24 protein-coding genes and 1 pseudogene are annotated in these 23,749 nt (G+C 36.7%); 9 read left to right on the forward strand and 16 right to left on the reverse strand.

The window, feature by feature from the left end; all coding sequences use genetic code 11:
* Positions 1-3 precede the first annotated feature (3 nt).
* From SPK86_RS03600 to zapA, 4 genes are all read right to left on the reverse strand, one after another.
* Positions 4-2,343: an endonuclease MutS2 gene (locus SPK86_RS03600; RefSeq protein ID WP_330948672.1), complete on the reverse strand. Its 2,340-nt coding sequence runs from the start codon at positions 2,341-2,343 to the stop codon at positions 4-6.
* Between the two features lie 30 nt (positions 2,344-2,373).
* Positions 2,374-4,092: a DNA polymerase/3'-5' exonuclease PolX gene (polX, locus tag SPK86_RS03605; RefSeq protein ID WP_330948673.1), complete on the reverse strand. Its 1,719-nt coding sequence runs from the start codon at positions 4,090-4,092 to the stop codon at positions 2,374-2,376.
* A gap of 177 nt (positions 4,093-4,269) precedes the next feature.
* Positions 4,270-4,821 (reverse strand): CvpA family protein, encoded by a 552-nt coding sequence (locus tag SPK86_RS03610; protein ID WP_284139780.1) that lies wholly within the window; start codon positions 4,819-4,821, stop codon positions 4,270-4,272.
* Positions 4,822-4,824: 3 nt separating this feature from the next.
* Positions 4,825-5,088 (reverse strand): cell division protein ZapA, encoded by a 264-nt coding sequence (zapA, locus tag SPK86_RS03615; protein WP_284139781.1) that lies wholly within the window; start codon positions 5,086-5,088, stop codon positions 4,825-4,827.
* Between the two features lie 193 nt (positions 5,089-5,281).
* On the opposite strand from zapA, the gene rnhC reads away from it, so the two are divergent.
* Entirely contained in the window at positions 5,282-6,214 is a 933-nt protein-coding gene (gene rnhC, locus SPK86_RS03620; protein WP_330948674.1) for a ribonuclease HIII, read from the forward strand.
* Positions 6,215-6,348: 134 nt separating this feature from the next.
* On the opposite strand, the gene pheT is transcribed toward rnhC, so the two are convergent.
* From pheT to SPK86_RS03635, 3 genes are all read right to left on the reverse strand, one after another.
* Entirely contained in the window at positions 6,349-8,778 is a 2,430-nt protein-coding gene (gene pheT / locus SPK86_RS03625; RefSeq protein WP_330948675.1) for a phenylalanine--tRNA ligase subunit beta, read from the reverse strand.
* 14 nt (positions 8,779-8,792) lie between these two features.
* Positions 8,793-9,827 carry a phenylalanine--tRNA ligase subunit alpha gene (pheS, locus tag SPK86_RS03630; RefSeq protein ID WP_284139784.1) on the reverse strand — a complete coding sequence of 345 codons (1,035 nt, stop codon included), beginning with the start codon at positions 9,825-9,827 and terminating at the stop codon, positions 8,793-8,795.
* A 346-nt stretch (positions 9,828-10,173) separates the two neighbouring features.
* Entirely contained in the window at positions 10,174-10,923 is a 750-nt protein-coding gene (locus SPK86_RS03635; protein WP_330948696.1) for a TrmH family RNA methyltransferase, read from the reverse strand.
* Positions 10,924-11,027: 104 nt separating this feature from the next.
* On the opposite strand from SPK86_RS03635, the gene sspI reads away from it, so the two are divergent.
* The 6 genes from sspI (at position 11,028) to SPK86_RS03665 (ending at position 16,952) form a co-directional block, all read left to right on the forward strand.
* On the forward strand, positions 11,028-11,252 hold the full coding sequence (gene sspI / locus SPK86_RS03640) for a small acid-soluble spore protein SspI (RefSeq protein WP_284139785.1): 225 nt from the start codon (positions 11,028-11,030) through the stop codon (positions 11,250-11,252).
* A 301-nt stretch (positions 11,253-11,553) separates the two neighbouring features.
* Complete coding sequence (locus SPK86_RS03645; RefSeq protein ID WP_284139786.1) at positions 11,554-13,152, forward strand: DUF6583 family protein; 1,599 nt, start codon at positions 11,554-11,556, stop codon at positions 13,150-13,152.
* Between the two features lie 48 nt (positions 13,153-13,200).
* The gene (locus SPK86_RS03650; protein WP_284139787.1) at positions 13,201-14,421 is read left to right on the forward strand and encodes an ABC transporter permease; all 1,221 of its coding nucleotides are present in this window, start codon (positions 13,201-13,203) and stop codon (positions 14,419-14,421) included.
* Entirely contained in the window at positions 14,421-15,578 is a 1,158-nt protein-coding gene (locus SPK86_RS03655) for an ABC transporter permease (protein ID WP_284139788.1), read from the forward strand. Before SPK86_RS03650 ends, SPK86_RS03655 begins: the two co-directional genes overlap by 1 nt.
* Positions 15,553-16,227 carry an ABC transporter ATP-binding protein gene (locus SPK86_RS03660; RefSeq protein WP_330948676.1) on the forward strand — a complete coding sequence of 225 codons (675 nt, stop codon included), beginning with the start codon at positions 15,553-15,555 and terminating at the stop codon, positions 16,225-16,227. Before SPK86_RS03655 ends, SPK86_RS03660 begins: the two co-directional genes overlap by 26 nt.
* Positions 16,228-16,322: 95 nt before the next feature.
* Complete coding sequence (locus SPK86_RS03665; protein ID WP_284139790.1) at positions 16,323-16,952, forward strand: lytic transglycosylase domain-containing protein; 630 nt, start codon at positions 16,323-16,325, stop codon at positions 16,950-16,952.
* Positions 16,953-17,088: 136 nt separating this feature from the next.
* Here SPK86_RS03665 and SPK86_RS03670 read toward each other — a convergent pair whose 3' ends face one another.
* The 4 genes and pseudogenes from SPK86_RS03670 to dut all read right to left on the reverse strand — a co-directional run.
* Positions 17,089-17,652, reverse strand: coding sequence for a dihydrofolate reductase family protein (locus SPK86_RS03670; RefSeq protein ID WP_284139791.1), 564 nt, complete (start codon positions 17,650-17,652; stop codon positions 17,089-17,091).
* A gap of 56 nt (positions 17,653-17,708) precedes the next feature.
* Positions 17,709-18,089 carry a VOC family protein gene (locus SPK86_RS03675; protein ID WP_284139792.1) on the reverse strand — a complete coding sequence of 127 codons (381 nt, stop codon included), beginning with the start codon at positions 18,087-18,089 and terminating at the stop codon, positions 17,709-17,711.
* A 229-nt stretch (positions 18,090-18,318) separates the two neighbouring features.
* Complete coding sequence (locus SPK86_RS03680) at positions 18,319-19,404, reverse strand: M42 family metallopeptidase (RefSeq protein WP_284139793.1); 1,086 nt, start codon at positions 19,402-19,404, stop codon at positions 18,319-18,321.
* A 152-nt stretch (positions 19,405-19,556) separates the two neighbouring features.
* A pseudogene (gene dut / locus SPK86_RS03685) lies at positions 19,557-20,000 on the reverse strand (dUTP diphosphatase); the annotation flags it as partial.
* A 180-nt stretch (positions 20,001-20,180) separates the two neighbouring features.
* On the opposite strand from dut, the gene SPK86_RS03690 reads away from it, so the two are divergent.
* Positions 20,181-20,585, forward strand: a complete 405-nt coding sequence (locus tag SPK86_RS03690; protein ID WP_330948677.1) for a sigma-w pathway protein ysdB — start codon at positions 20,181-20,183, stop codon at positions 20,583-20,585.
* Positions 20,586-21,024: 439 nt separating this feature from the next.
* Positions 21,025-21,336, forward strand: coding sequence for a hypothetical protein (locus SPK86_RS03695; protein WP_284139795.1), 312 nt, complete (start codon positions 21,025-21,027; stop codon positions 21,334-21,336).
* A 200-nt stretch (positions 21,337-21,536) separates the two neighbouring features.
* On the opposite strand, the gene SPK86_RS03700 is transcribed toward SPK86_RS03695, so the two are convergent.
* From SPK86_RS03700 to infC, 5 genes are all read right to left on the reverse strand, one after another.
* On the reverse strand, positions 21,537-22,109 hold the full coding sequence (locus SPK86_RS03700; protein WP_284139796.1) for a TVP38/TMEM64 family protein: 573 nt from the start codon (positions 22,107-22,109) through the stop codon (positions 21,537-21,539).
* A 110-nt stretch (positions 22,110-22,219) separates the two neighbouring features.
* Positions 22,220-22,489, reverse strand: coding sequence for a DUF1294 domain-containing protein (locus SPK86_RS03705; protein ID WP_284139797.1), 270 nt, complete (start codon positions 22,487-22,489; stop codon positions 22,220-22,222).
* Positions 22,490-22,563: 74 nt separating this feature from the next.
* Positions 22,564-22,920, reverse strand: coding sequence for a 50S ribosomal protein L20 (gene rplT, locus SPK86_RS03710; RefSeq protein WP_284139798.1), 357 nt, complete (start codon positions 22,918-22,920; stop codon positions 22,564-22,566).
* A 59-nt stretch (positions 22,921-22,979) separates the two neighbouring features.
* Complete coding sequence (rpmI, locus tag SPK86_RS03715) at positions 22,980-23,177, reverse strand: 50S ribosomal protein L35 (protein WP_284139799.1); 198 nt, start codon at positions 23,175-23,177, stop codon at positions 22,980-22,982.
* A 29-nt stretch (positions 23,178-23,206) separates the two neighbouring features.
* Positions 23,207-23,710 carry a translation initiation factor IF-3 gene (gene infC, locus SPK86_RS03720; RefSeq protein ID WP_284139890.1) on the reverse strand — a complete coding sequence of 168 codons (504 nt, stop codon included), beginning with the start codon at positions 23,708-23,710 and terminating at the stop codon, positions 23,207-23,209.
* Between the last annotated feature and the right edge of the window lie 39 nt (positions 23,711-23,749).

Here is a 23,749-nt window from a genome sequence, read left to right on the forward strand (position 1 = left end):
CTCCTATTTCAATTCAATTACAGTAACGCCACTTCCGCCTTCCTCCATGGTTCCTTCTCTGTAATTCGATATAGAGCGATGCTTTTTCACAAAATCCTGAACCCCTTTTCTTAAAGCACCTGTTCCTTTCCCATGAATAATAGATACTCTCGGATATCCTGCAAGCAATGCATCATCGATATATTTTTCTAATCGGATAAGCGCGTCCTCGAAACGTTCTCCTCTTAAATCAAGCTCTGTTCGTATATGATAGTTTGCACCCTTTACTGTGGCCATCGGTTTTTCATAGCTCGTTTTCTTTGTCCTTACAAGCTTTAAATCCTTTCGTTTTACTTTCACCTTCATAATTCCTGCTTGAATAAGATATTCATCATCACTTACCTTTTCAATAACCGTACCCTTTTGATTATAAGCTAATAATGTAACATCATCACCAGCATGTAAATCCCCTTGAGATTCCACTGTCCTCGGTTCTTCCCTTTTTTCTGCTCCTAGTGAAGGTAATGCATCGTCCAATGCTTTTTTAGCTTCAATCCATTCATGCTCCTTTAAGACTGCACCAGCCTTCATTTCTCTTAGTTGGCGAACAATTTGTTCTGCTTCATCTTTCGCCTTTTGAATTGCTCTCTCAGCTTTCTCCTCAGCTTTTTTATATAGCTTTTCACGCTTTTCATCAAGATTCTTCCATTCTTGTTCCAGTTGATGTTTAAGCTGTTCACTTTCTTCTAGAATTCGCTGTGCAGCCTCATAATCCTTTTCTGCTTCATGCTGTGAACGTTCAAGGGAAGCAATCATATTTTCCACACTCTTAGAATCCACACCAATAAGACTTCTCGCATGTTCAATAATTCGCGTATTTAAACCAAGTCTTTTTGATATTTCAAAGGCATTACTTCTACCTGGTACCCCAATTAATAGGCGATAAGTTGGTTGTAGAGTTTCTACATCAAATTCTACCGACGCATTCGTAACATTTTCGCGATTATAGCCATATGCCTTTAGCTCTGGATAATGCGTTGTAGCGATTACACGAGCACCTCTATTTACGACTTCATCCAAGATAGACATGGCGAGTGCTGCGCCTTCTTGTGGATCTGTTCCTGCACCGAGCTCATCAAATAAAACTAAGGATTGATGGTCGACCTGCTCCATAATTTGCACGATATTTGTCATATGCGATGAAAACGTACTTAAATTTTGTTCTATGGATTGTTCGTCACCAATGTCTGCATACACATGCTTAAACACGGCAAGCTCACAACCATCTAAAGCAGGTACTTGCAACCCTGATTGTGCCATTAATGTACATAAACCGATCATTTTTAATGTAACCGTCTTTCCCCCTGTATTTGGACCAGTTATAACAATGGTTGTAAAGGAGGTACCAATTTCAATATCGTTGGCAACAACTTGGTCTTGTGGAATTAATGGATGTCTTGCTTGCTGCATCTTAATTATGCCTTGATCATTTATCTTTGGCTTTGCTGCTTTCATTTTCTCTGCTAGCTTGGCACGCGCATGAATAAAATCAATGGTCGCTAAAATAGAAAGATTGTCCATTAATACCGCTTCGTTTTCAGCAATTTGTCCAGTTAAACGCATTAAAATTCGATCAACTTCTTGTTGCTCATTTAAGCTAGCTTCTTGAAGCTGATTATTCATCTCTACAACAGCTTTCGGTTCCATGAATAACGTTTGACCTGATGCAGATTGATCATGTACGATTCCACCAATTGCTGCTCGATATTCATGTTTGACAGGTAAAACATACCGATCGTTTCGAATTGTAATGATTGCATCAGATAACATATTACTTTTCGTTCTCGTATAATTATCTAATTTATCTCGAACTTTGCTCTCTAATGTCCTTATTGATGTACGAATACTGCGTAGCTTTTCCGAGGCACTATCCATTACATGTCCATGATCATCAATACAGCTCTTTATTTGTTTCTCAAGGTCTCGAAGAGGTGTTATACTAATTGCTAATCCTTGAAGTATTGGTACATCCACCTCTAACTTTTCAAAAAATTCCTTCACCATTCGCCCGCCATAAATTGTATTAGCAACATCCAGGCACTCACCCGAATGTAACATTCCACCAATTACACTTCGTTTAATGCTCGGCTTAATATCGGAGATGCCACCTAGTGGAATTTCCTTATTTAGTCGCCTAATATTAACCGCTTCATCGGTTTCATTTTGTCTTAATTCTACTTCCTCGAGCTCCGTATCAGGAGTCAACTGGGCAGTAAGTTCTTTTCCCAATGATGTTGCTGCTTGCTCGCGAAGCTGTTCTATGATTTTTGTAAATTCTAACACTCGATATATCCGTTTGTTCATTCTACTTGCTCCTTTGAATACAGCTTAATATTAACGATTACGATTAAAGAAAGAGAAAAGTTTCTCTTTTGACCAAGTATTAATAACAAGCTCCTTATTAGCCCATCCTTTTTTAGCGATGCCAACTCCATATTGCATATAATCAAGCATGGCATAATTATGCGCGTCTGTGTTTATTGCAATGGGGATCCCCTGTTGTATTGCTTCTTCTACCCAACGTGCCGATAAATCCAATCGATTCGGATTTGCATTTACTTCAAGCGCCGTATTTGTTTCTTTTGCACGCGCTAAAAGCGACTCCATGTTAACAGCATATCCTTCTCTTCTTCCAATCAGCCTTCCTGTTGGATGTGCAATCAGGTTTACAAAAGGATTTTCCAGTGCGGTAAACAAACGATACATGATTTGATCCTCGGTTTGATTAAAAGCCGAATGAATAGCACCGATAACAAAATCCATTTCTTTTAAAAAATCAGTGGAGAAATCAAGCTTCCCATCTGGGAGAATATCCATTTCTACGCCCGCAAATACATGAATATCCCGATACTTCGCATTAAGTCGTTCAATTTCTTCACGCTGTTTTCTTAAACGTGACTCATTCAGACCGTTCGCAACACGTAAATTTTTGGAGTGATCAGTAATCGCAATATATGCATATCCTTTTTCCCTTGCTTTCGCTACCATTTCTTCGACTGATTGTGCCCCATCACTCCAAGTAGTATGCATATGCAAATCTCCTCGAATATCTTCTAACGCAATGAGTGGCTTTTCGTTATTCAATGAATGAAACTCTTTATCTCCTTCTCTAATCTCTGGTGGTATATAAGGCAAATCAAAATGATGAAAAAATTCAACTTCATTTGCAAAGGTCAACGTTTCATCCGTTTCATCCACGTGCACCCCATATTCACTAATCTTTTGACCTTTTGATTTTGCCAGCTGACGCATTGCTACATTATGATCTTTTGAACCAGTGAAATGATGCAATGTAGTTGCAAATGCTGGAGGATTTACTAATCGAAAGTCAACATTAATATCATAAACGTCCGCTAATGTAATCGATACCTTTGTTTCTCCCTCTGCAATAACTTCTTTTATTCCTGGTATGTTCAATAAAGCATCGCGAACCTCCGAAGGTTTCTTCGTTGCTATGATGAAGTCAAGATCCTTTATTGTTTCACGCATTCTTCGTAAACTGCCAGCACGTGCAAATTGATCTATTTCTAGAATTCTAGCCAGCCTTTCTTCTATCTTTTCAGCAATAGGAAGCATAATAGCAATCGGAATACGTTCCGGGCGTGAACCTACCTCGTCTAGAGCGGCTAATATTTTCTTTGCTGACTTTTCTCCAAAACCAGCTAGCTTTTCTACACGTCCATCCTCAAGTGCCGCCTTTAAAGATTCTCCATCTATCACTTGAAGTTCTTGGTACAGCTTTGCTAATTTTTTTCCGCCAAGCCCAGGTATATTTAATAAAGGAACTAATCCTTCTGGCACTTCTTCTTGTAATTGGCGCAATGTTTCCGATGTATCCTCTTGCAAATATTCTTCGATAACTGCACTCGTTCCTTTGCCGATTCCTTTAATCTTCGTAAAGTCATCAATATCTGTTAATGACCTTTCATCCCTTTCAAGTGCCTGTGCTGCTCGTCGATAAGCTGCAATTTTAAACGGGTTCTCTCCTTTAAGCTCCATATAAACTGCTATATTTTCTAATAGCTTTATCACATCTTTTTTGTTTTTTGTCATCCATATTCACCTACTTTATTCTCTTAAGAAACATTTATTTATTTTCAGTTGAGTTCTAGTACAAACCAACATATTATATCAAGAAAAAAGACTAATTCAGCAGCGGTTATCCTTATTGTACATGTTATACAATAGCATCCCCAACATTTTGAATCAGTCTTCATGGTTTCCTTCTAATTAATTTACGATTGCATTTACATACGAAAACCAAAGTTCACTTACTTTCCCTGATAAATATGGTGTATGTTCTAAAATAAACAATGCCACCGTAGAATCATTCACATATGCTTGCACACTTGGAACTGGCGCCAGTGCTAAAATATATAATACAATAAAAACAATTAAATAAATTTCTAAAAAACCAAGCACTGCTCCTAGCCCTTTATTAACAGAATTAAGAACTGGTAAAGATGCAACGAAATCAAGCATTGAACCAATTATTTGTAATAATATTTTAGTCGCAAAGAAAATAGCAGCAAAGGCAATAACATTGTAAAACGCAGTCTCTAGTGGCATCGATTGCAAAAGTTCTGCCCATAAACCATCATTAGATATGTCTGGATACGGAATCCATAGTGGAAGCTTAGAAGCTAGCACATCATAGTATATTGCTGCTACGATAAAAGCAACAATAAATCCAATTAAATGAATCGCTTGTAGGATTAGCCCCCTTTTTAATCCCATCAAGAATCCAAATATGAGTAATAAAATTATTATGAAATTGATCATTCTTTATTTATCCTCTTTCTTTTTTAATGAGCCTAGCAATGTAGCGTAGTCTTCTTTTAATTTCAAATAATCGTTCATCGCGTTGACCGCAGTTAATACAGCTAAACTAGATGTATCTAGCTGTCTATTCATTTCCTGTATTTCACGCATCTTTTGGTCTACGAGACTAGCAACTAGTCTAACATGGCTCGAAGACTCGCTTCCTACAATTGTATATGGTCTATTATGTATTTCAACGGTTATCCGTGTTTTTTCATTTTGACTCACACGTATATCCTCCTAAATATATTGCTTGATTTCCTCTCATATTGAGAGGTTTGAGGTTCGACAATCCAATAACTGTCTATATCTTAACATGAAATTATGAATTTAGGGAACTATTGTCTTGTGAAATTTTTTCATTTATTTCTTATGGTTGCTTTGATATAGTCTATATATATTGATGATAGGAGCGATAATTTTGCCACAATACGTGCAAGTTTTCTCGGAACAAACGATTCAATCGATGAAGCAGTATTATGCTAGCCATATTACGAATACGCCACAAGGGGCGGTTTTTCAGGCTAAAACGGCTAATGCTGTAATTACTGCCTACAGTTCAGGGAAGGTATTATTCCAAGGGGCTTCACCTGAGGTAGAAGCTGATAAATGGTTATTAAACAAGGATGAAAGAACTCCTAAAATAGAGAACCTAAAGAAGAAAACACATTCCTATGCACCAAAAGAAGCCCTATTTCATGCCGCACACATTGGCTCAGATGAAGCTGGAACAGGGGATTATTTTGGGCCGATTACCGTTGCATGTACATATGTTCAACCTAAGGACATCCCGGAACTAAAAAAAATGGGTGTGAAAGATTCAAAGCACCTAACTGATAATATCATTGTTGAAATCGCCAAGGAATTAGCGATACGAAAGATTCCATATTCGCTTCTTGTTATGCGGAACGAAAAGTATAATCGGCTGCAAAAGCAAGGATGGTCACAAGGGAAAATGAAGGCCATGCTTCATCATCACGCCATCCAATCCTTACTAAAAAAAATTGGCAATGCACCATTAGACGGGATTCTAATTGATCAGTTTTGTGAACCAAATGTATATTTCAACCATCTTCGAACAGAAAACGAATTCGTCAATAATCAGACTTATTTTATGACAAAAGCAGAAAGCTACTCTATCGCTGTTGCTGCGGGATCGATTATTGCTAGAGCAAGCTTTGTAAGAGAAATGGATCTACTTTCAGAAAAACTTGGAATTCCGCTTCCGAAAGGAGCATCTGATAAAGTGGATCGTACCATTGCAACCATTATTAAAAATAAATCTGCGGACACGTTGCATACATGTGCAAAGGTTCATTTTGCGAACACAAAAAAAGCTACTAAATATTTGTAGCTTGGACAGAAGTTAAAGCAAGCACATTTGCATCTAATAAAGGTAAGCGTTATCCAGCTAGGGTCCTTTACAAAGTCAGTATAAACTAAATCCACCACACTTCGTAAAAACAGAAGAATGGTGGATTTTTTCAGTTAAGAGCGGATATACGCATCATATTTCGTATTTATCTCTTGAATAATTTGTTCAAAGGATGCTTCTACTTCATCATCCTTTAATGTTTTATCAGGATCCTGATAAACTAATTTAAAAGCAACTGACTTTTTCCCTGCTGGTAAATTGTCTCCAGTATAAAGGTCAAAAATACTAACATGCTTCACGAGTGGAGCGCCAATTGCTTGAATGGACTCTTTGACAGCTCCAGCAGCTACACAGTCATCCATTATGAAAGCAACATCACGTGTAACGGAAGGATACTTAGGGATATCTGTATAGCTAGGGACATGCTGATACCCATTTAAAACCTCTTCCATATTAATATCAAATACATAGGTCTCCTTTAATCCGAGCTCCTTTTCAAGACGTGGATGAAGCTGTCCAATAAATCCAATCGTTTGGTTCCCATAACTTAGTGTCGCACATCTGCCAGGATGCATATCTGGCAATACTGCCTGCTCGAACCGTACAGATAAATTTAAATGGTCAAAAAGCGCCTCGACAATTCCTTTTACAACATAAAAATCGACTCGTTTTCTTTCTTGTTGCCATGGCTGTTCTAACCACATACCAGATAAAGCTGCAGAAAGTCGCAATTTTTCATCCGGCTGCTTTGATAACGCTTTTTCTTGAGAAACGAAAATCGTACCGAGCTCATAGGAAGCAAGATTCAGCTGGCTTCTCGCCACATTATGCGAGAGTGTTTTTAAAAGCTCTGGCAAGATGCTCAGTCTAAGATAGCTATGATCCTCTGTCATTGGCATCGCTAAACGGATTGCTTCTGGTTTTAACGCTTTAATTTCTGGGCTGATTAGCTTCGAAACAAAGCTTTCACTTGTTAATGAATACGTAATTGTCTCCATTAAACCCGCACCTTGTAAAAACCGCTTTACTTCACGCTTTACACGTTGACGTTCTGTTAAGGCACCTGCTTGCGCCGCACCTGCCGGCAATGTAAAAGGTAAACGGTCATAGCCATAAATACGAGCAATTTCTTCTAGCATATCTTCAAAAATCGTAATATCATCACGTCTTGTCGGAACGTGTACCGTAAAATGAGATGCCTCTTGCTTAAAATCAAAACGAAGTCTTCGTAAAATATCACGAATTTCTTCTGCTACCATATCTGTTCCTAATCGTTTATTAACTTCATCAACTTCTATTTCGACAACTTTTTGTGAACGATCTAGATTATCAACTTCCACAACTCCTTGAAGTACCTTTCCTCCAGCATATTGTTCCATCAACTGACAAGCACGCATTCCAGCTCGTTTTACACGTTCTGGATCTATCCCTTTTTCAAAGCGTGTACTTGACTCACTGCGAAGACCAGTTTGTTTCACTGTTTGACGTACAGTTCCACCATCAAAAAAGGCTGCTTCTAATAAAATGGTTTTTGTTCCACTATGAACCTCCGTATTTGCTCCACCCATTACACCTGCAAGTGCAACGGCTTCTGTACCATTTGTAATAACAAAATCGGCTGTTGAAAGGGATCTTTCTTCATTATCGAGTGTAATGATTTTTTCATTCGAATTTGCTTTTCGTGTGACAATCTGTTTTGTATTTAACCGATCGTAATCAAATGCATGTAAAGGCTGACCATATTCAAGTAAAACATAATTAGTAATATCAACCACATTATTTATTGGTCGAATTCCAGCGGCAATTAGATAGTTCCGCATCCAAAGTGGCGACGGCTTTACTGTAATATCCTTTATTACAAAAGCTCCATAATATGGATTGATCTCTTTGTCCTTTACTTCAACCGATATATAATCGGATGCCTTTTCCGCTATTGTAGATACCGATTCATCTGGTAAATCAAGCGGTTGATCTAAAATGGCAGCTACTTCATATGCTACCCCAAGCATGTTTAAACAATCCGCTCGATTAGGTGTTAGATCAAATTCAAGCACAGCATCATTTAAATTAAGTAATGGCTCTACACTTTCCCCTACTTTTACATCTTCGGGAAAGACGAATATCCCTTCTGATACATCCTTAGGAACATATTTCTCTTCGATTCCTAATTCTTGGAGAGAACAAATCATACCGTTTGATTCTATTCCTCTTAATTTAACTTTTTTTATTTTAAAGTTACCCGGTAAAATAGCCCCTGGTTTTGCAACAGCGACCTTTTGACCTTTTGCAACATTAGGAGCACCACAAATGATTTGCAGTTTTTCCTCCTCTCCAACATCCACTTGACATAAATTTAACTTGTCTGCATTTGGATGCTGTTCACAGGATTCCACATAGCCGACAACCACATTCGAGCTTTGTTCAGCAATATATTCGATTTTATCTACTTCAATCCCGGATTTCGTTATTTTTTCAGCCAGTTGCTCTGGACTAATTCCTTCGATATTGACATAATTTTTTAACCAGTTTAATGAAACTAACAATGCACGCTACCTCCTTATGCTTGATGGAATTGTTTTAAGAATCGTGTGTCATTCAAATAAAATTGACGGATATCATTCACACCATACTTTAGCATGGCGATTCGATCTGGACCCATTCCAAAGGCAAATCCAGAATAAACATCTGGATCATATCCAGCCATTGACAGTACCTTTGGATGAACCATTCCTGCCCCAAGAATTTCAATCCATCCCGTTCCTTTACATACAGAACAACCTTCACCATTACATGTTTTACAAGAAATATCCATTTCAACCGATGGCTCCGTAAATGGAAAGAAGCTCGGACGCAATCGAATTTTGCGGTCTTCACCAAAAAGCTTTTTCGCAAAAACATTAAGAATACCTTTTAAATCGCTCATCCGCACATCTTTATCTACATATAGGCCTTCTATTTGCGTAAATTGATGGGAATGTGTTGCATCATCCGTATCACGACGGTAAACAATTCCTGGGCATATCATTTTTACTGGTTTTTCACCTTTATATTCACGCATTGTTCGTGCTTGCATCGGTGATGTATGGGTGCGCAAAAGTAATTCATTCGTAATATAAAACGAATCTTGCATATCCCGTGCTGGATGGTTCTTAGGTAAATTTAACGCTTCAAAATTGAAATAATCGGTTTCCACTTCCGGTCCCTCGCGAACTTCAAAGCCCATACCAATAAATAAGTCTTCAATTTCTTCAACAATTTTTGTTAATAAATGTGGGCCACCTATTTCCACTGGACGACCTGGAAGCGTGACGTCAATAGACTCGGCATTTAATTTTTCATTTAAAGCCGCCTCTTCTAATACATCATTCTTTTCTTCAATTGCTTTTGTAATTATTTCACGTACTTGGTTTGCTATTTCACCTACGACTGGACGTTCTTCCTTAGAAAGCTTCCCCATCCCACGTAATACACCAGTTATGGATCCTTTCTTCCCTAGAAATGCTACTTTAATGTCTTGTAGCTCCTTCTGATTATCCACTTCATTAATTTGTTGAAGTGCATTCTGTTGCAGAGCCAATAATTGTTCCTTCACTAACAACTACCTCCTTAAATAATGAATTAGAACGTTAATACAATTGCATAAAAAAAAGCCCCAATCCCTTGTAAGGGACGAAGCTTGGTTTCGCGGTACCACCCTTGTTGACACATTTTCGTGTCCACTCAATTTAATGATAACGGATTATAATCCGGAACACCTTTACTTGTTATATCAAGGTCCAAGTGTCAGCTCCAGAGTGAAATGACAGCAATTTCTGTATTGGAAATGCTCTCAGTCTATGACATTTCCTCCCTTTTACACAGAACAAATCGGATTGCTGCTAGCTCCTTCTTCGCTCATAATATGCAATTCACATTGTATTATGATTATAAGTAATTTATTACTCGTTTGCAATGGTTTTAATATGGTACATTAAAATTCCTGCTGCAATCCCCACATTTAATGATTCTGCATCCCCATAAATGGGAATTGTTACCCGTGTTGTTGCCAGCTTAAACAGATCCTCCTGTATACCGGACCCTTCGTTTCCAACAATCAATGCTGTTCTCTCTTTAGGATGAACAGTATGATAAGAACTTGCATTTTTTAAAGCACTCGCCCAAATCGCAACTCCTTGTTGCTGTAAATCTTGCGCTATAGTCACTAGATCACCAGTAATGACTGGTAAATGAAACAAAGAACCTTGTGTAGCTCGAATTACTTTATCATTGTACAGGTCGACCGTTCCTTTACCTAAAACAACCATATCAAAGCCAGCCGCATCTGCTGTACGAATTAAAGTGCCTAAATTTCCCGGATCTTGTATCGCGTCCACTAAAAGCAAGTGGTTTCCTTCCACACTTTGTTGCTTCTTCTGCTGTAAGATAGCCGCAATGCCTTGAGGCGCTTCTGTCTGTGATATATGAGCAAACACAGACTTGCTAAGCGTTGTAATTTCGAGTCCAGCGCACCAATCTGGTACTGTTATATTTTCATCTACTAAGAGCTCAATAATAGGCCAATCGCTCTTTACCGCTTCTTCCACCAAATGAAATCCTTCTACTAGAAACGTATTTGTTTTACTACGTTCTTTTCGTTTATGCAGCTTGCGCCAATATTTAACGTTATCATTTTGTACAGAGGTTATCACCATAAAATCATTCCTATTCTTCAAATTAGCCATTCTAATCATACATATTTATTGCTATCCCGGTCAAACTATCTATAGCAAATTGTGAATTAGGAGTGATAAAAATGAATTTAAATTTAAGAAAAGCAATTATCACCAACATTTCTTCAAACAATCAAGAACAGTTAGAAGCAACAATTGTAGACGCAATTCAAAATGGAGAAGAAAAGATGCTCCCCGGACTAGGTGTTTTATTTGAGCTCATTTGGAAGCAATCAAACGATCAAGAAAAACAAGAAATGTTGGACGCACTAGAACAAGGTGTAAAGGAAGCGTCATCCTTGAGTTAATAACGGTTATTGCTACAACTAAAGCTAGAAATTCCCCAAAAAAGGTCCTAGTATAGCCCCCAAATATTAGATTACATTGGGAGGCTCTACTTTGGCCTTTTTCTTATTTTGGAACACAGCTTCATCATTCAGATTATTTTAAATATGGTTCACCTATATAAATTTTCCCACCCCTTTCCAAAAAATCCAATTATTTTTTCAAAATCGATTGACTATAAGATGGATTCAGATAAAATAATCGTATGCGCTTTTATACCTAATTACATTATCATGTGTGCGCAAATCGAAAGGGGATTACATAATGGAAGAAACGTTTACAGAAGAACCAAAGAAATCAAAAGGGTCAAAGAAACTAATTGCTATTGTACTTGTTGCCCTGCTCCTTATTGGTGGTGGAATTGCAGCCGCTATGCTGTCATTAGGTTCGCCAAAAACGAACTATTTCCAAGCGGAGAAAGCAACGATTGAATTCATGACAGAACAAATAGAAAATCGTTATGAGCAAGAGCTAGACTGGAAAGAAAAAACAACAGAAGACCCATCAAGTACAACTTATGCGCTTACTGCAGAATACAACGATCCGTACGGAAGCTATGGGGGCTTCATTAGTCCTGATCAAATCATTAATAATTCAAAGCTAACGATTACAACAGAAACAGATATAGAGAAAAAGCAGCTGGCTTCTAAAATCAGCGGGAATTTTGCTGAGATGGACCTTGGCAGTATTGACTTTTATCTTACCGAAGAAGATATGCTTGTTGGGTTACCATTTTTAGATGAATTACTTCAAGTAAAAGGAAATGACATAGGAAGACTACTATATGAAGCCGACCCAACAACGTTCTCCGAGGATACAACAGTTGATCTAGGAGCCCTATTTGAAAATACAAGTAGCCTTTACCCAGAAGAAGACCTCGAATATCTTCAAAAAGAGTATTTAAAGCTAATTTATGAAGAACTGCCTGAGGGTGCATTCTCGTCTGAAGATGACAAAGTTGAAATTGAAGGAAAGTCAGTAAAAACAGAGAAAATTACGCTGAACCTTTCTGAAAAAGAGGTAAAAGAGCTTCTCTCGACAATTTTTACAAAAATGGCGAACGATAAAAAACTCAAAGAAATGATCAAAGAACAATATCAAATTCAACAATTCGGTGCAGGTATTTCAATTCCCAATACTTTAACACCTGCAATTGAAAAAGAGGCTGACGCTTTCGTTAACGAATTTGAAAAAGCTACAAAAGAAGCCGATAAAGAATTAAAGGATTTTCAAATTCCAAATGGTTTAACATCTACGATATGGACAAAGGACGAATTAATTGTTAAACGAAGCTTTACTATCGAATTAGGACCAACGAAGGAAGAGCTTGTTACACTATCCTTAGATGGAACACAGCTTTTAGAAGAAAAAACACAGTCTTTTTCCTATGACTTTAACTTTAAGGACTCCTATGAAGAAGGAACATTAAATCTGACTGGTGATTTAGCATGGGATGGCAAAAAGGTAGAAGATTCTATTAAACTAGTAGTAGATGAAATCGAAATGGCTTATCAAGGTTCAGAAACGTTAAAAGATGGTACAAAGGACTTTGAACGTATTTTTTCACTACGGGATTCTTCAACTGAAGGAAAGTTAGTTTGGGCAGGAAATGCATCCTATAAAAAAGATAGCATGAAATCAACGCATGAATTTTCACTTGAAAGCCCTGATATGGAACAAGATATGTTCACTCTCTATATGAACAAGGATGCAAAAACAATTAAAAGCGTCGAAATGCCAAATAAAGATAATGTACAAAATATAGGTGAAATGACGCCTGATGAAATGATGAATTATGTTGAAGCAGAAGTTATGCCGCGTTTTCAAGAATGGATGATGGGGATTATGGGACCTGTTTGGTAAGGCCCCTCCTCAATCTTTAAATTTGAACGGCAAGAAATGAGTGGTTGCATGGTTTTTATCAAACATCTTATTTTATTTGTGAAGCAATATAGCATGCAATTACAGAGGAAGTGGCTCTCACTTCCTCTTATTTTGCTTTTTCCCATCCTCCTTATTGCGATGGGAACGTTAATCATTGCCACTTTTTTTTCTCCCCAAGAAAAAGAACCAATCCGTGTCGGATTGGTTGACTTAGACCAATCGAAAGAAACAAAAATGGTTGTGCAATTAATTGAAAGTGCATCACAATTAGGAAGTTACTTAGATATAGAAAGCATGGATGCTCTGGAATCCAATGAACAATTAACACAGAACACGCTCAGTGCAAGCATTGTTTTTCCAGAGAACTTTGTGCAAAATCTTTACGAAGGAGACAAAGTCAAGATTCACGTATTAGGGAATCCGCAACAGCCGACAAATAGTCAGCTTATAAAATCATTAATTGATAGTGTTACGAGACACATAACAGCATCACAAGCTAATATTTTAACGATTAACTATTATGCACGCGAATTAGGGATGCCAAAGGATGAACGTGACACACTTCTTTTTGAACAATTTAAAGAATTTGTTTTCTATGCGATGGGAAAGGATAGTGTCGTATCTGAAGAAACGATAATAAATCAAACTACTTCTTCCCCCGTGTTGTATTTTAGTATGGCTAGCTGGTTTATTACCCTAACGGTGTGGACCTTCTCCCTTTTTAATCTGCTATATCAAGAAGGAAGCGTTCTTTTAAGGCAACGAATGAAGCTCTATGGTGTTACTCAAATACAGCAAGTAATAGCACGAATTATCGTTACAATTGGTACGGTAATGATTCTTTTTAGTTTATCGCTTTTTTTCATTCATTATTTTTTAAAGTTAGACCTAGTGGTGAACGATTACATCCGGATTTCTGGAATAATATTTCTATACATTCTGATTGCTCTAAAACTGTTAGCATTAATTGAGCTGCTTATTCGTTCTGCAAAATTTCGGATCTTACTGCAAATCATGTTCATCACCTTTTCCTTGTTTTTTAGTGGTGCTATCATTCCAACCATTTATTTTCCTATACAATTCCAAGCTGTTATTGAAGGGATATATGCAAAGCACGCTTTTTATTGGCTACAAGAAATTGTCTTGAATGATCGGATAAGTGTAGTCTGGCAGCCTCTCCTATTAACGCTCATTGTTTCTACTTGTATGTTGATTGCAGCTTCGATATGGAAGGAGCGAGTATCTTAATGAAATCTATATGGATAACAAGATGGCTCCATTGGAAAAAGCAACTGATTAGCCTATTATTTTGGTTATTCCTTCCACTCTTTGGAACGATAATTATTATTCAGGCAGCTCACGCTTTTCAAGAGGATGCCCAAATCCCAATAGGACTTGTCCTACACGATGATAGTCCGTTCGCTCAACAGTTATACTCAGATATTGCTGCCTCCCCCTTTGTTCAAGTTCAAATTCTTCAAGAAAAAGATGCCTTAAAGCAGCTGGAGGCTCATGATCTAGATAGTGTATTTGTTATTGAAGAAGACTATGGCGAACAAATTCAAAAAGGAAACCGAAAAAACGTCATTACGGCCTATCGATCCGACCTTTCCTTTGCATATTCTCCTATCAAAGAAATGGTTGTATCATTGGTACAACAAGAAACAGGTAGATCAAAGGCTGCATTCTATGTAATGAGATTAGCTGAGAAATATCCCCCTTATGAAAAAAGGTGGAGCTGGGAAGAGATTACTTCTAAGAGCAAGGAGATTCAAAAAGAAGAAGATTTATTAACATCTACCTTTTCTTTTTTCGGGGAAACGAAAAAACAAGGATCAAGCTCAAGGCTTTGGGATCCAAATCCTTGGGGAATCTGGGGTCTGTTCCTGATTCTAAGTACGTTTTTCTTGTTTGATTGGATGGTGAAGGAACGTGAAAAAAAGCTAACGAGTAGATTTGCTTTTATGCGGATATCTTTTTCTGCGTATTTACTCGGCAATGCCTTTCTATACTTGTTGCTCTTTCTTATTATTGACAGTCTATCCTTTGTCATACTGCAACGAATATACGATTCCTCCATTTCAACCGAGTTATTCCTTTCCATCATAACCTTTCGATGGATGACGGTAGCTGGATCTTTTATTATTGCATTATGTGTTAAAAATATATATACACTTTATGGAACTGGATTGGCAATTGTTTTATTATTCGCTATTACAAGTGGTGTAATCCTACCTACTGATCTATTTCCAAATTCTATGGGTTGGGTCTATACATACCATCCGATAACCTATTTACTTCATAATAAACCGATTTGGAACTGGCTAGCACTATTTTTATTCATCATTGCACTATGGTACATACGAAAGGAGAACAGCAATGCTCCAAGTAAATGGCATTCATAAACGTTTTGGAAGAAATACCGTCCTCAATCAGCTCACATTCTCTGCAGTGGATGGAGAAATTATTGGACTCGTTGGTGAAAATGGGGCTGGTAAATCGACTTTGCTAAAGCTATTGGCGACATTAGATTTACCAGATGCGGGATCCATCACGTTAGAAGGAAAATCATACACAAAACAGTTGAAGGAAGTAAGAAAGCGAATCGGTTTTGTTCCGCAGGATATCGTTCTTTGGGAACATTTTACAGTTGCTGAAAACATGCGCTTTTTTGAAAAACTATCATGGACAAAGAAATCAACAGCTGCGTTACAAAGCCTTTGTGCACAGATGAAGTTAGATAAATGGGAAGAAAAAGTTTCCACCTTGTCTGGTGGTATGAAACGAAAGTTAAACCTGGCCATTAGTATGATTCATGATCCTAAACTTCTATTGTTAGACGAGCCGACAGTAGGAATTGATTTAAAATCACGCAAAGAAATCGGAGCTTATCTTCAAAAAGAAGCAAAGGAAAACAACAAGATAATTTTATATACCTCTCATGATATGGATGAAATTATCCATTTATGTGATCGTGTTATTTGTATTGGTGAGGATCAATTTTATCATGACCTATTAATTCGAGAGGGAAAGAGCTGTCTTTTACTAACCTAACCCCTTGTATTAATATAAGCTATCAAAAAAAACAATTGCTAGAATCTATATTTATAGTAGAATATACTTAGGTAGGCTGAAGGAGTGATTAAGGAATGGATATACGATACATGCAGCAATTCATGCAAATGCAGGCGATGAGCTTATTAACATCGAATTCAAGCACCAAATCTTTCTCATCGTATTCACCGATGGTGGATTTAGCATTTAAACAATTGCTACAGGATAAAATTAACGAAGCGGAATCGTTAAATGGACTATCAATGCAGCCTTACACTAGAAACAGAACTACTTCGGTGCTAGATTATGCAACGAATGTATCGTCAAGTAAGATGCTATCTAGTTCAAATGAAGAATTAGATTCCTCTATTCAAGCAATCGCTCATAAATATGGTGTGGATGACCGCCTTATTCACGCGGTTATAAAAATGGAGTCAAATTACAATCCTTCTGCAAAAAGTAGTGCGGGTGCAATTGGTATGATGCAGCTTATGCCAAACACTGCACGTGGGCTTGGTGTACATAATCCATTCGATCCTATTCAAAATATTGAAGGAGGAACGAAGTATTTAAGTCAAATGCTTCAAAAATATAACGGTAATCTTGAACTTGCATTAGCAGCTTATAATGCCGGTCCAGGAAATGTCGACAAATATCAGGGTGTTCCCCCTTTCTCTGAAACGAAGAACTATGTATCTAAGGTAATGAAAAATTATCTTGCGTAATATCATACGGTTTACAAAAACCTATCAAGATCATTAGGATAACTAAAGGAAGGAGATTACATGACATGATATGTAATCTCCTTTATACTATCAACTCATCTTTCCTTCTCAGAAAATGTAATCGTATTTTTTACAATTAATTCGCATTTACATGATAGATTAACTGAACAACTCCAGAAGAAAATGTTCGGGACTTTATCAGCTTGAGATGTGAACTCTTTTTTATATCATTAAACAAAAGTTTTCCTTCTCCTAATATAATTGGATGAATCGATAATCTAAACTCATCAACAAGTCCCAAATTCACAAAAGTAGTTATAAGACTTGATCCTCCATAGAGCCAGATGTCTTTCCCAGGCTTCTTTTTCAACTTATTTACTTCTTCGACAATATTATTATTTATATAAACTGCGTTATTATCGAGGCCTTTTCTAGTTTTTGAAAATACATATTTTTCTTTTCTCTGAATTATTTCCCACATTTCTTTTTCTGAATCATTATTTTCCGCTGCATAATTTCCCCATAAATCATAGCTTTTTCGCCCATAAAAAATAGTATCAATTTGATTTAAAAAATTAGTGAATTCCATTTCTGAATCCATAATACACCAATCAACTTCTCCGTTCTTTCCTTCAACGAAGCCATCCAAAGTCACTGCTAAATCCAAAATTATTCTTCTTTGTTTTCCCTTCGTAGACACAATGACTCACCTCTTCCTTCATAATAATGGGATATATTTCACTTCTTTAATTGCTTTTACCTTCGTTCCATAACAGCAAAATAGTTTTCTTCATCATCTGCAAAATTAAAAACTCTTCCTGAAGGCATATTTACTATATCACCTACTGTAATATGTTTACCGATTAATTCGTTCCGCATCTGTTCAATATCTTCTGAGAAAAACATCAAGGAAGGTGTATCAAGATTTAAGCCTGGTGACATTTTAGCAACCATTTCTTTGTTATGAAGGATAATTGTTGTTTCTGCATTTTCCGAAGGGGCAATTTCAATCCACCTCATTCCTTGACTATTATTTTCTTCCGCAATTACACTAAATCCTAGTTTCTCAGTCCAAAAACGAACGGCCTCATCTTGGTTTTTCACATACAACATAATCTGACCAACTTTATAAATCATTGGCTGTTCTCCTCCTTATTATTAGAGTAAGCATAACAATCAACATTTGCTTTTACTCAATAACCTTTTTTCACCTCCGACTTCGATTTATTTCCAGATGCAGCGATCATATGTTCTTTTTTTATTTTACATTGATTTCTTAATATTTTCAATAATAAAAAAGGATAATATGTCCGAGACCGAAACATATTATCCTCTAATATATTTTAAAAAAGTTAGTCGCTTAAAATTAAGCTAAAATTATTTCTTTCACTTTATCATGATCGAGCTGCTTAATCACTTCTACAATCAACTTCACCGCATTTTCAAAATCATCACGATGCAAAATAGCGGCATGAGAATGAATATACCTTGTTGCAATCGTAATAGATAAGGATGGAACGCCGTTTGCTGTTAAATGAATGGAACCAGAATCCGTGCCACCACCAGCAATGGATGTGTATTGGTATGGAATATCATGCTTATCTGCTGTTTCAACGACAAGATCACGTAAGCCTTTATGTGAGATCATCGAAGCATCATAAAGAACGAGCTGTGGTCCCTTTCCAAGCTTTGAGTCAGCCTCATGATCAGATATTCCTGGTGTATCTCCTGCTATGCCTACATCTACACCAAAGCCAATGTCTGGTTGAATTAAATGAGCGGACGTACGTGCCCCACGGAGACCAACCTCTTCTTGAATGGTTCCTACACCATAGACGATATTCGGGTGGTCAGCGTCCTTTAATTGTTTTAATACTTCAATAGCTATTGCACAGCCGATTCGATTATCCCATGCCTTAGCTAATAGCATTTTTTCATTTTTCATTTGTGTGAATTCAAAATATGGAACAATTGAATCACCAGGCTTCACACCAAACTCCGCTGCTTCCTCTTTACTTGAAGCTCCAATATCAATAAACATATCTTTAATGTCTACTGGCTTTTTACGTGCTTCTGCGGATAAAATATGAGGTGGCTTCGAGCCAATCACTCCAGTGACATCTCCCTCACTCGTCATGATAGTTACACGTTGTGCAAGCATCACCTGGCTCCACCAGCCGCCAATAGTTTGAAAATAAATAAAGCCTTTATCGTCAATCCGTGTCACCATGAAACCAATTTCATCTAAATGCCCGGCCACCATAATCTTAGGGCCATCTTCTTTTCCAGTCTTTTTCGCTACAAGACTCCCAAGATTGTCGGTATACACTTCGTCTGCATAAGGACGAATATAGTGATCCATCACCTTTCTTGCTTCCTGCTCATTTCCAGAAATCCCTTTTGCATCCGTTAAATCTTTCAGCATTGTTAATGTTTCATCTAATTTAGCCATATGTATGATGACCTCCTTTTCATTCTATGATTAATATTATAGCTGTTTTATTTCGATTCACAAAGTATTTAATTGTTTTTGACTAGCTATTACTATTCTAAACAAGTGAACATGCTATTATAATCGTTTACGATTTCTATTATTCATAAACGTTATTTTCCAGATGAACCGAAGCCGCCTATTCCTCTATCCGTTTTAGACAAGCCATCTGATTGTATCAAATTCACTTTTAAGACGGGGGCGATTATCATTTGTGCAATTCGCATATGCTTTGTTACTTTAAAATCCGTTTTTCCATGGTTGATTAAGATAATTTTTATTTCACCGCGATATCCTTCATCAATAGTGCCCGGACTATTTAGAACAGTTATTGAATGTTTTAATGCTAATCCGCTTCGTGGTCTAATTTGCGCTTCTGTCCCTTTTGGTAATTCGATTTGTATTCCTGTATTTACTAACTCGACCTCTCCTGCTTTGATTATTTTCTCTTCGATTGAAAATAAATCTAAACCAGCGTCCCCTTCATTTGCTCGATATGGTAGCTTTGCATCTTCATGTACTAAATTAATTTTTACATTATATTCCATGTCTATCCCCTTTTCTTGTAAGCTGCATTATTCTAGATCGTATGCTGCTTTCAAAGCAAACGTCTTCCCTTTAATCTATTTTTCTATGCACATAATATCATTTTACCATTGTTTTTTTATAAAAGTGAAACCTCTATTTGCTTTGATACGTATAAAGAGTACTAACTTGCAGCAAGGAGACGTGTGAAAATGATAGTGGTTGTGTTATTTCGTATTCTAATAATCATATCACTTCTCATATTAATTTATACGGGAATTCAATATTATCGTAATCCGAAGAGGCGGTTGCACATAGCGCAAAGTACAAATGAATTCTTTTTGCTAGATGATCCAACAAACAGTAAAAAGAATCTTCACTTTGTTTATAAAGGGTGCTTATTTGAAGGTGAAAAATATTTAGGCACAACAGAAAATTCATTTGAAGTCGTAAATATTCAAGTCATTGTTAACAATCCACTACAATTAAAAGGATTAACACGTGAGGATCTGTACTTTTTGGAAGAAGAGCTATTAATTCGCTATCCTTTCGCAAAGATTAATTGGAAACATCCAATTAATCAACTATTGTTAAAACAAATTGAAAAAGAGCAGTAACTATGTTCACTTTTGTCAATAAAAAAGACGCATCCCTTTATTGTGAGTAGTTCCGTATTTGTGGAGAAGCACAGTAAATAGCATGTGAATTCGAATAGCTTGTCCCATAATAAATAGCAGACCTATTTATGTTGATACATCAACATTTCAAGTGAAAAAATCCAAAGATAACACTATAACTAGCACCCCTAAAAGCATATTGACAATGGATAATGTTAACATGCGCTAGAGGGTGTCATTTTACTTGTTATTTGGCATAGAATTTTTATCCAAAAACTTCAAGGGCTTTATTTGATTACATAGTAAAATATAGTTAAATTAAGAAAAATTAGTTCTTCAACTATCGGGCAAGTTAGCTGAAGAGGAAAAGGGGGAGAAAAAGACGCTTAAAAAATGGATTACCTTCATAGCATTCGTCTTAATAATAGTTGGAGGTTCATTGTACTACGTATATTTATTTACACCTAAGGACTCACTGGAACTGTATCAAGAATTGACATTCGCAGAAAGTTTTGAGGAAGTACAAAAACATATGTTAGATGGGTATGAGGATAATTTTACAGAAGAAGACTTTCATTATATTCAAAATAACTCCGCAGATTGGATAGGGCAGTTTACGATATTTGATTATAGGGGTAAGTCCTATGTAGTGATGACTACTCCAGGAACGGAGCGACTAAAAATCCTTGCGGTAGAGGAATTACCAGAGGAAGTGAGGGTGTTCTTTTCGGAACTATCCGAATTTAACTAAAGGGGCTTCCGTTTTACAAGTACATTATATTAAAGATGAAAAAGCTTGAGAGCTATAAAAATTCCCTCAAGCTTCTTGTTTGCTATTTGTATTCTTTTTTGCCTAACTATTTATGCTACGTAATCATATGTTATTTGGATTACGTTTTTAGATTTTCTCCACGATATTGGAACTACTTCCCTATATTGAGATGCGTTTTTTTAAGTTGTTGCTTCAAAAAACTCTCTCCATTTAATGCTGATTTCTTTTCGACGGAGCAAATATATAAGTGGTAACAATGCCATTAATACGGAGACAATATAAAGAGGAGACAAATTCGATAGCCATTGACCTAAAGAAGTATAGATGAATGCCAGTGGTATATTTGATAGGAAAGAGAATTTTGTATACTCTTTGAAGCTAGCAGTTATTTCAATTAAACATAATGAAAGTAAATGAAAATGTATAAACGGAATTAACCGCAATAAAGCAATTTGGGATGTTGTTAATTCGGCGTGTTTGCCAATTAATTTTCTTCGTAAAACAAGCAGTTTTTGGGATGTTCCTGGCATTCGCTGAACGATTATATAAAATAAAATACTTGAAAGGGTTATTCCAATCAATGAATAAAAGGTTCCTGCTATCGCACCAAACAATATCCCCCCTGATACACAAATAAAAACAACTGGCAAGAAAAATAACGGTCGAAGCAGGTGAAAGCTAATAAATAGAATAGGTGCAAACAATCCGCCGGTTTCCAAAAAAGCCATCATATAATTGCGAAACAGTTCCATGATGCTCCTCCCTCTATATGAAGTCGTTCACTTCACACCTCCTCCTATACACCTATATGACAGAAGACGAGCGATTATGACAGCTATTTAGGTTACTATATTCTTCATAATTATAAGACACGACTCATATAAATAACAACACCGATATGGATGAGAAGAAGAAACGGTATGCCAATCGTAAACTTCGTGTGTCTTGTTTTGTGATGAAAGAAACGCATCCCACTCCATACCCCAACACCTCCACCTAATAAAACAAGTGTTAACAATTGTTGTTCTGGAATCCGCCATTTATGCTTTTTCGCTTTTTCCTTATCTACTCCCATTAAAACAAATCCTAAAACATTCAAACTAAGATAATACAAAATTATAATTGTTGTCATAGTCAGTTCTCCCCTGTCAAAAAACTAGAAAAGCCAAACCTGTTATTTTCTCCAGATTTGGCCCCACATTGTCATTATTTAAGTGCTGCTTTTGCTTTTTCTGCTAATTGAGAAAATGCTTTTTCATCATGAATTGCAAGATCTGAAAGCATTTTACGATTGATTTCAATTCCTGCTAGCTTTAAACCGTGCATAAGCTTATTATAAGAAAGGTCATTCATACGTGCTGCCGCATTAATACGCGCAATCCAAAGCTTACGGAATTCACGTTTTTTCTGTTTGCGGTCACGATATGCATACTGACCTGATTTAATTACTTGTTGTTTTGCTGTTTTAAATAACGTTCTTTTTGAACCATAATAACCTTTTGCAAGTTTTAATACACGTTTACGACGTTGACGTGTAACTGTTCCACCTTTAACACGTGGCATAATAATTCCCTCCTAAATTACAATCTGTATCATTAATGTTTTTTTCATTGAATTAGTGCTTACTTGTATGGAAGCATTGTTTTAATACGTTTGAAATCTCCTGAAGATACGATAGACGCTTTACGAAGCTTGCGCTTTTGCTTTTGAGATTTATGAGCAAACATATGACTTGTATATGCGTGTGAACGTTTTAGTTTTCCTGAACCTGTCTTTTTAAAGCGTTTTTGAGACCCTTTATGGGTTTTCATTTTTGGCATATTGTTTTCCTCCTCATTAAAACATTAAATTATTTTTCAACTATAGGAGCCAACATAATAAACATATTACGGCCTTCCATTTTTGCCTTTGACTCAACAGTTGCGATATCTTTTACTTCTTCTGCTAAACGATCCAATACTTCCTGTCCAAGCTCTTTATGCGTAATCGCGCGTCCACGGAAACGAACTGCTGCTTTTACCTTATCTCCCTTTTCAAGGAACTTACGAGCATTTTTCAATTTCGTATTGAAATCATGTTCACCAATACCTGGTGTAAATCGTACTTCTTTTACATTAATAATTTTTTGTTTTTTACGAGCTTCTTTGTCTTTCTTCTGTTGCTCATAACGAAACTTTCCATAGTCCATGATTCGACAAACAGGTGGTTTTGCAGTCGGAGCAACTAAAACGAGATCAAGATTCCGTTTTTGTGCAATCTCCAGTGCATCCTGACGAGATTTCACGCCAAGCTGATCACCATTTGAGTCGATTAGACGTACTTCCCGAGCACGTATTTTGTCATTGACATTCATATCTTTGCTAATAGCCAGCCACCTCCAAATAATAATTAA

It is taken from the genome of Virgibacillus sp. MG-45, from assembly GCF_036409425.1.
Classification (GTDB): Bacteria; Bacillota; Bacilli; order Bacillales; family Amphibacillaceae; genus LDC-1.

Coding starts and splice junctions, on each gene's coding strand:
- sspI (WP_284139785.1), top strand. CDS start 11,028: ATGAATTTAAATTTAAGAAAAGCAATTATCACCAACATTTCTTCAAAC.
- SPK86_RS03690 (WP_330948677.1), top strand. CDS start 20,181: ATGATAGTGGTTGTGTTATTTCGTATTCTAATAATCATATCACTTCTC.
- rpmI (WP_284139799.1), bottom strand. CDS start 23,177: ATGCCAAAAATGAAAACCCATAAAGGGTCTCAAAAACGCTTTAAAAAG.
- SPK86_RS03705 (WP_284139797.1), bottom strand. CDS start 22,489: ATGACAACAATTATAATTTTGTATTATCTTAGTTTGAATGTTTTAGGA.
- rplT (WP_284139798.1), bottom strand. CDS start 22,920: ATGCCACGTGTTAAAGGTGGAACAGTTACACGTCAACGTCGTAAACGT.
- SPK86_RS03700 (WP_284139796.1), bottom strand. CDS start 22,109: ATGGAACTGTTTCGCAATTATATGATGGCTTTTTTGGAAACCGGCGGA.
- SPK86_RS03655 (WP_284139788.1), top strand. CDS start 14,421: ATGAAATCTATATGGATAACAAGATGGCTCCATTGGAAAAAGCAACTG.
- infC (WP_284139890.1), bottom strand. CDS start 23,710: ATGAATGTCAATGACAAAATACGTGCTCGGGAAGTACGTCTAATCGAC.
- SPK86_RS03675 (WP_284139792.1), bottom strand. CDS start 18,089: ATGATTTATAAAGTTGGTCAGATTATGTTGTATGTGAAAAACCAAGAT.
- SPK86_RS03665 (WP_284139790.1), top strand. CDS start 16,323: ATGGATATACGATACATGCAGCAATTCATGCAAATGCAGGCGATGAGC.
- polX (WP_330948673.1), bottom strand. CDS start 4,092: ATGACAAAAAACAAAAAAGATGTGATAAAGCTATTAGAAAATATAGCA.
- SPK86_RS03645 (WP_284139786.1), top strand. CDS start 11,554: ATGGAAGAAACGTTTACAGAAGAACCAAAGAAATCAAAAGGGTCAAAG.
- SPK86_RS03600 (WP_330948672.1), bottom strand. CDS start 2,343: ATGAACAAACGGATATATCGAGTGTTAGAATTTACAAAAATCATAGAA.
- SPK86_RS03680 (WP_284139793.1), bottom strand. CDS start 19,404: ATGGCTAAATTAGATGAAACATTAACAATGCTGAAAGATTTAACGGAT.
- SPK86_RS03650 (WP_284139787.1), top strand. CDS start 13,201: ATGGTTTTTATCAAACATCTTATTTTATTTGTGAAGCAATATAGCATG.
- SPK86_RS03610 (WP_284139780.1), bottom strand. CDS start 4,821: ATGATCAATTTCATAATAATTTTATTACTCATATTTGGATTCTTGATG.
- SPK86_RS03660 (WP_330948676.1), top strand. CDS start 15,553: ATGCTCCAAGTAAATGGCATTCATAAACGTTTTGGAAGAAATACCGTC.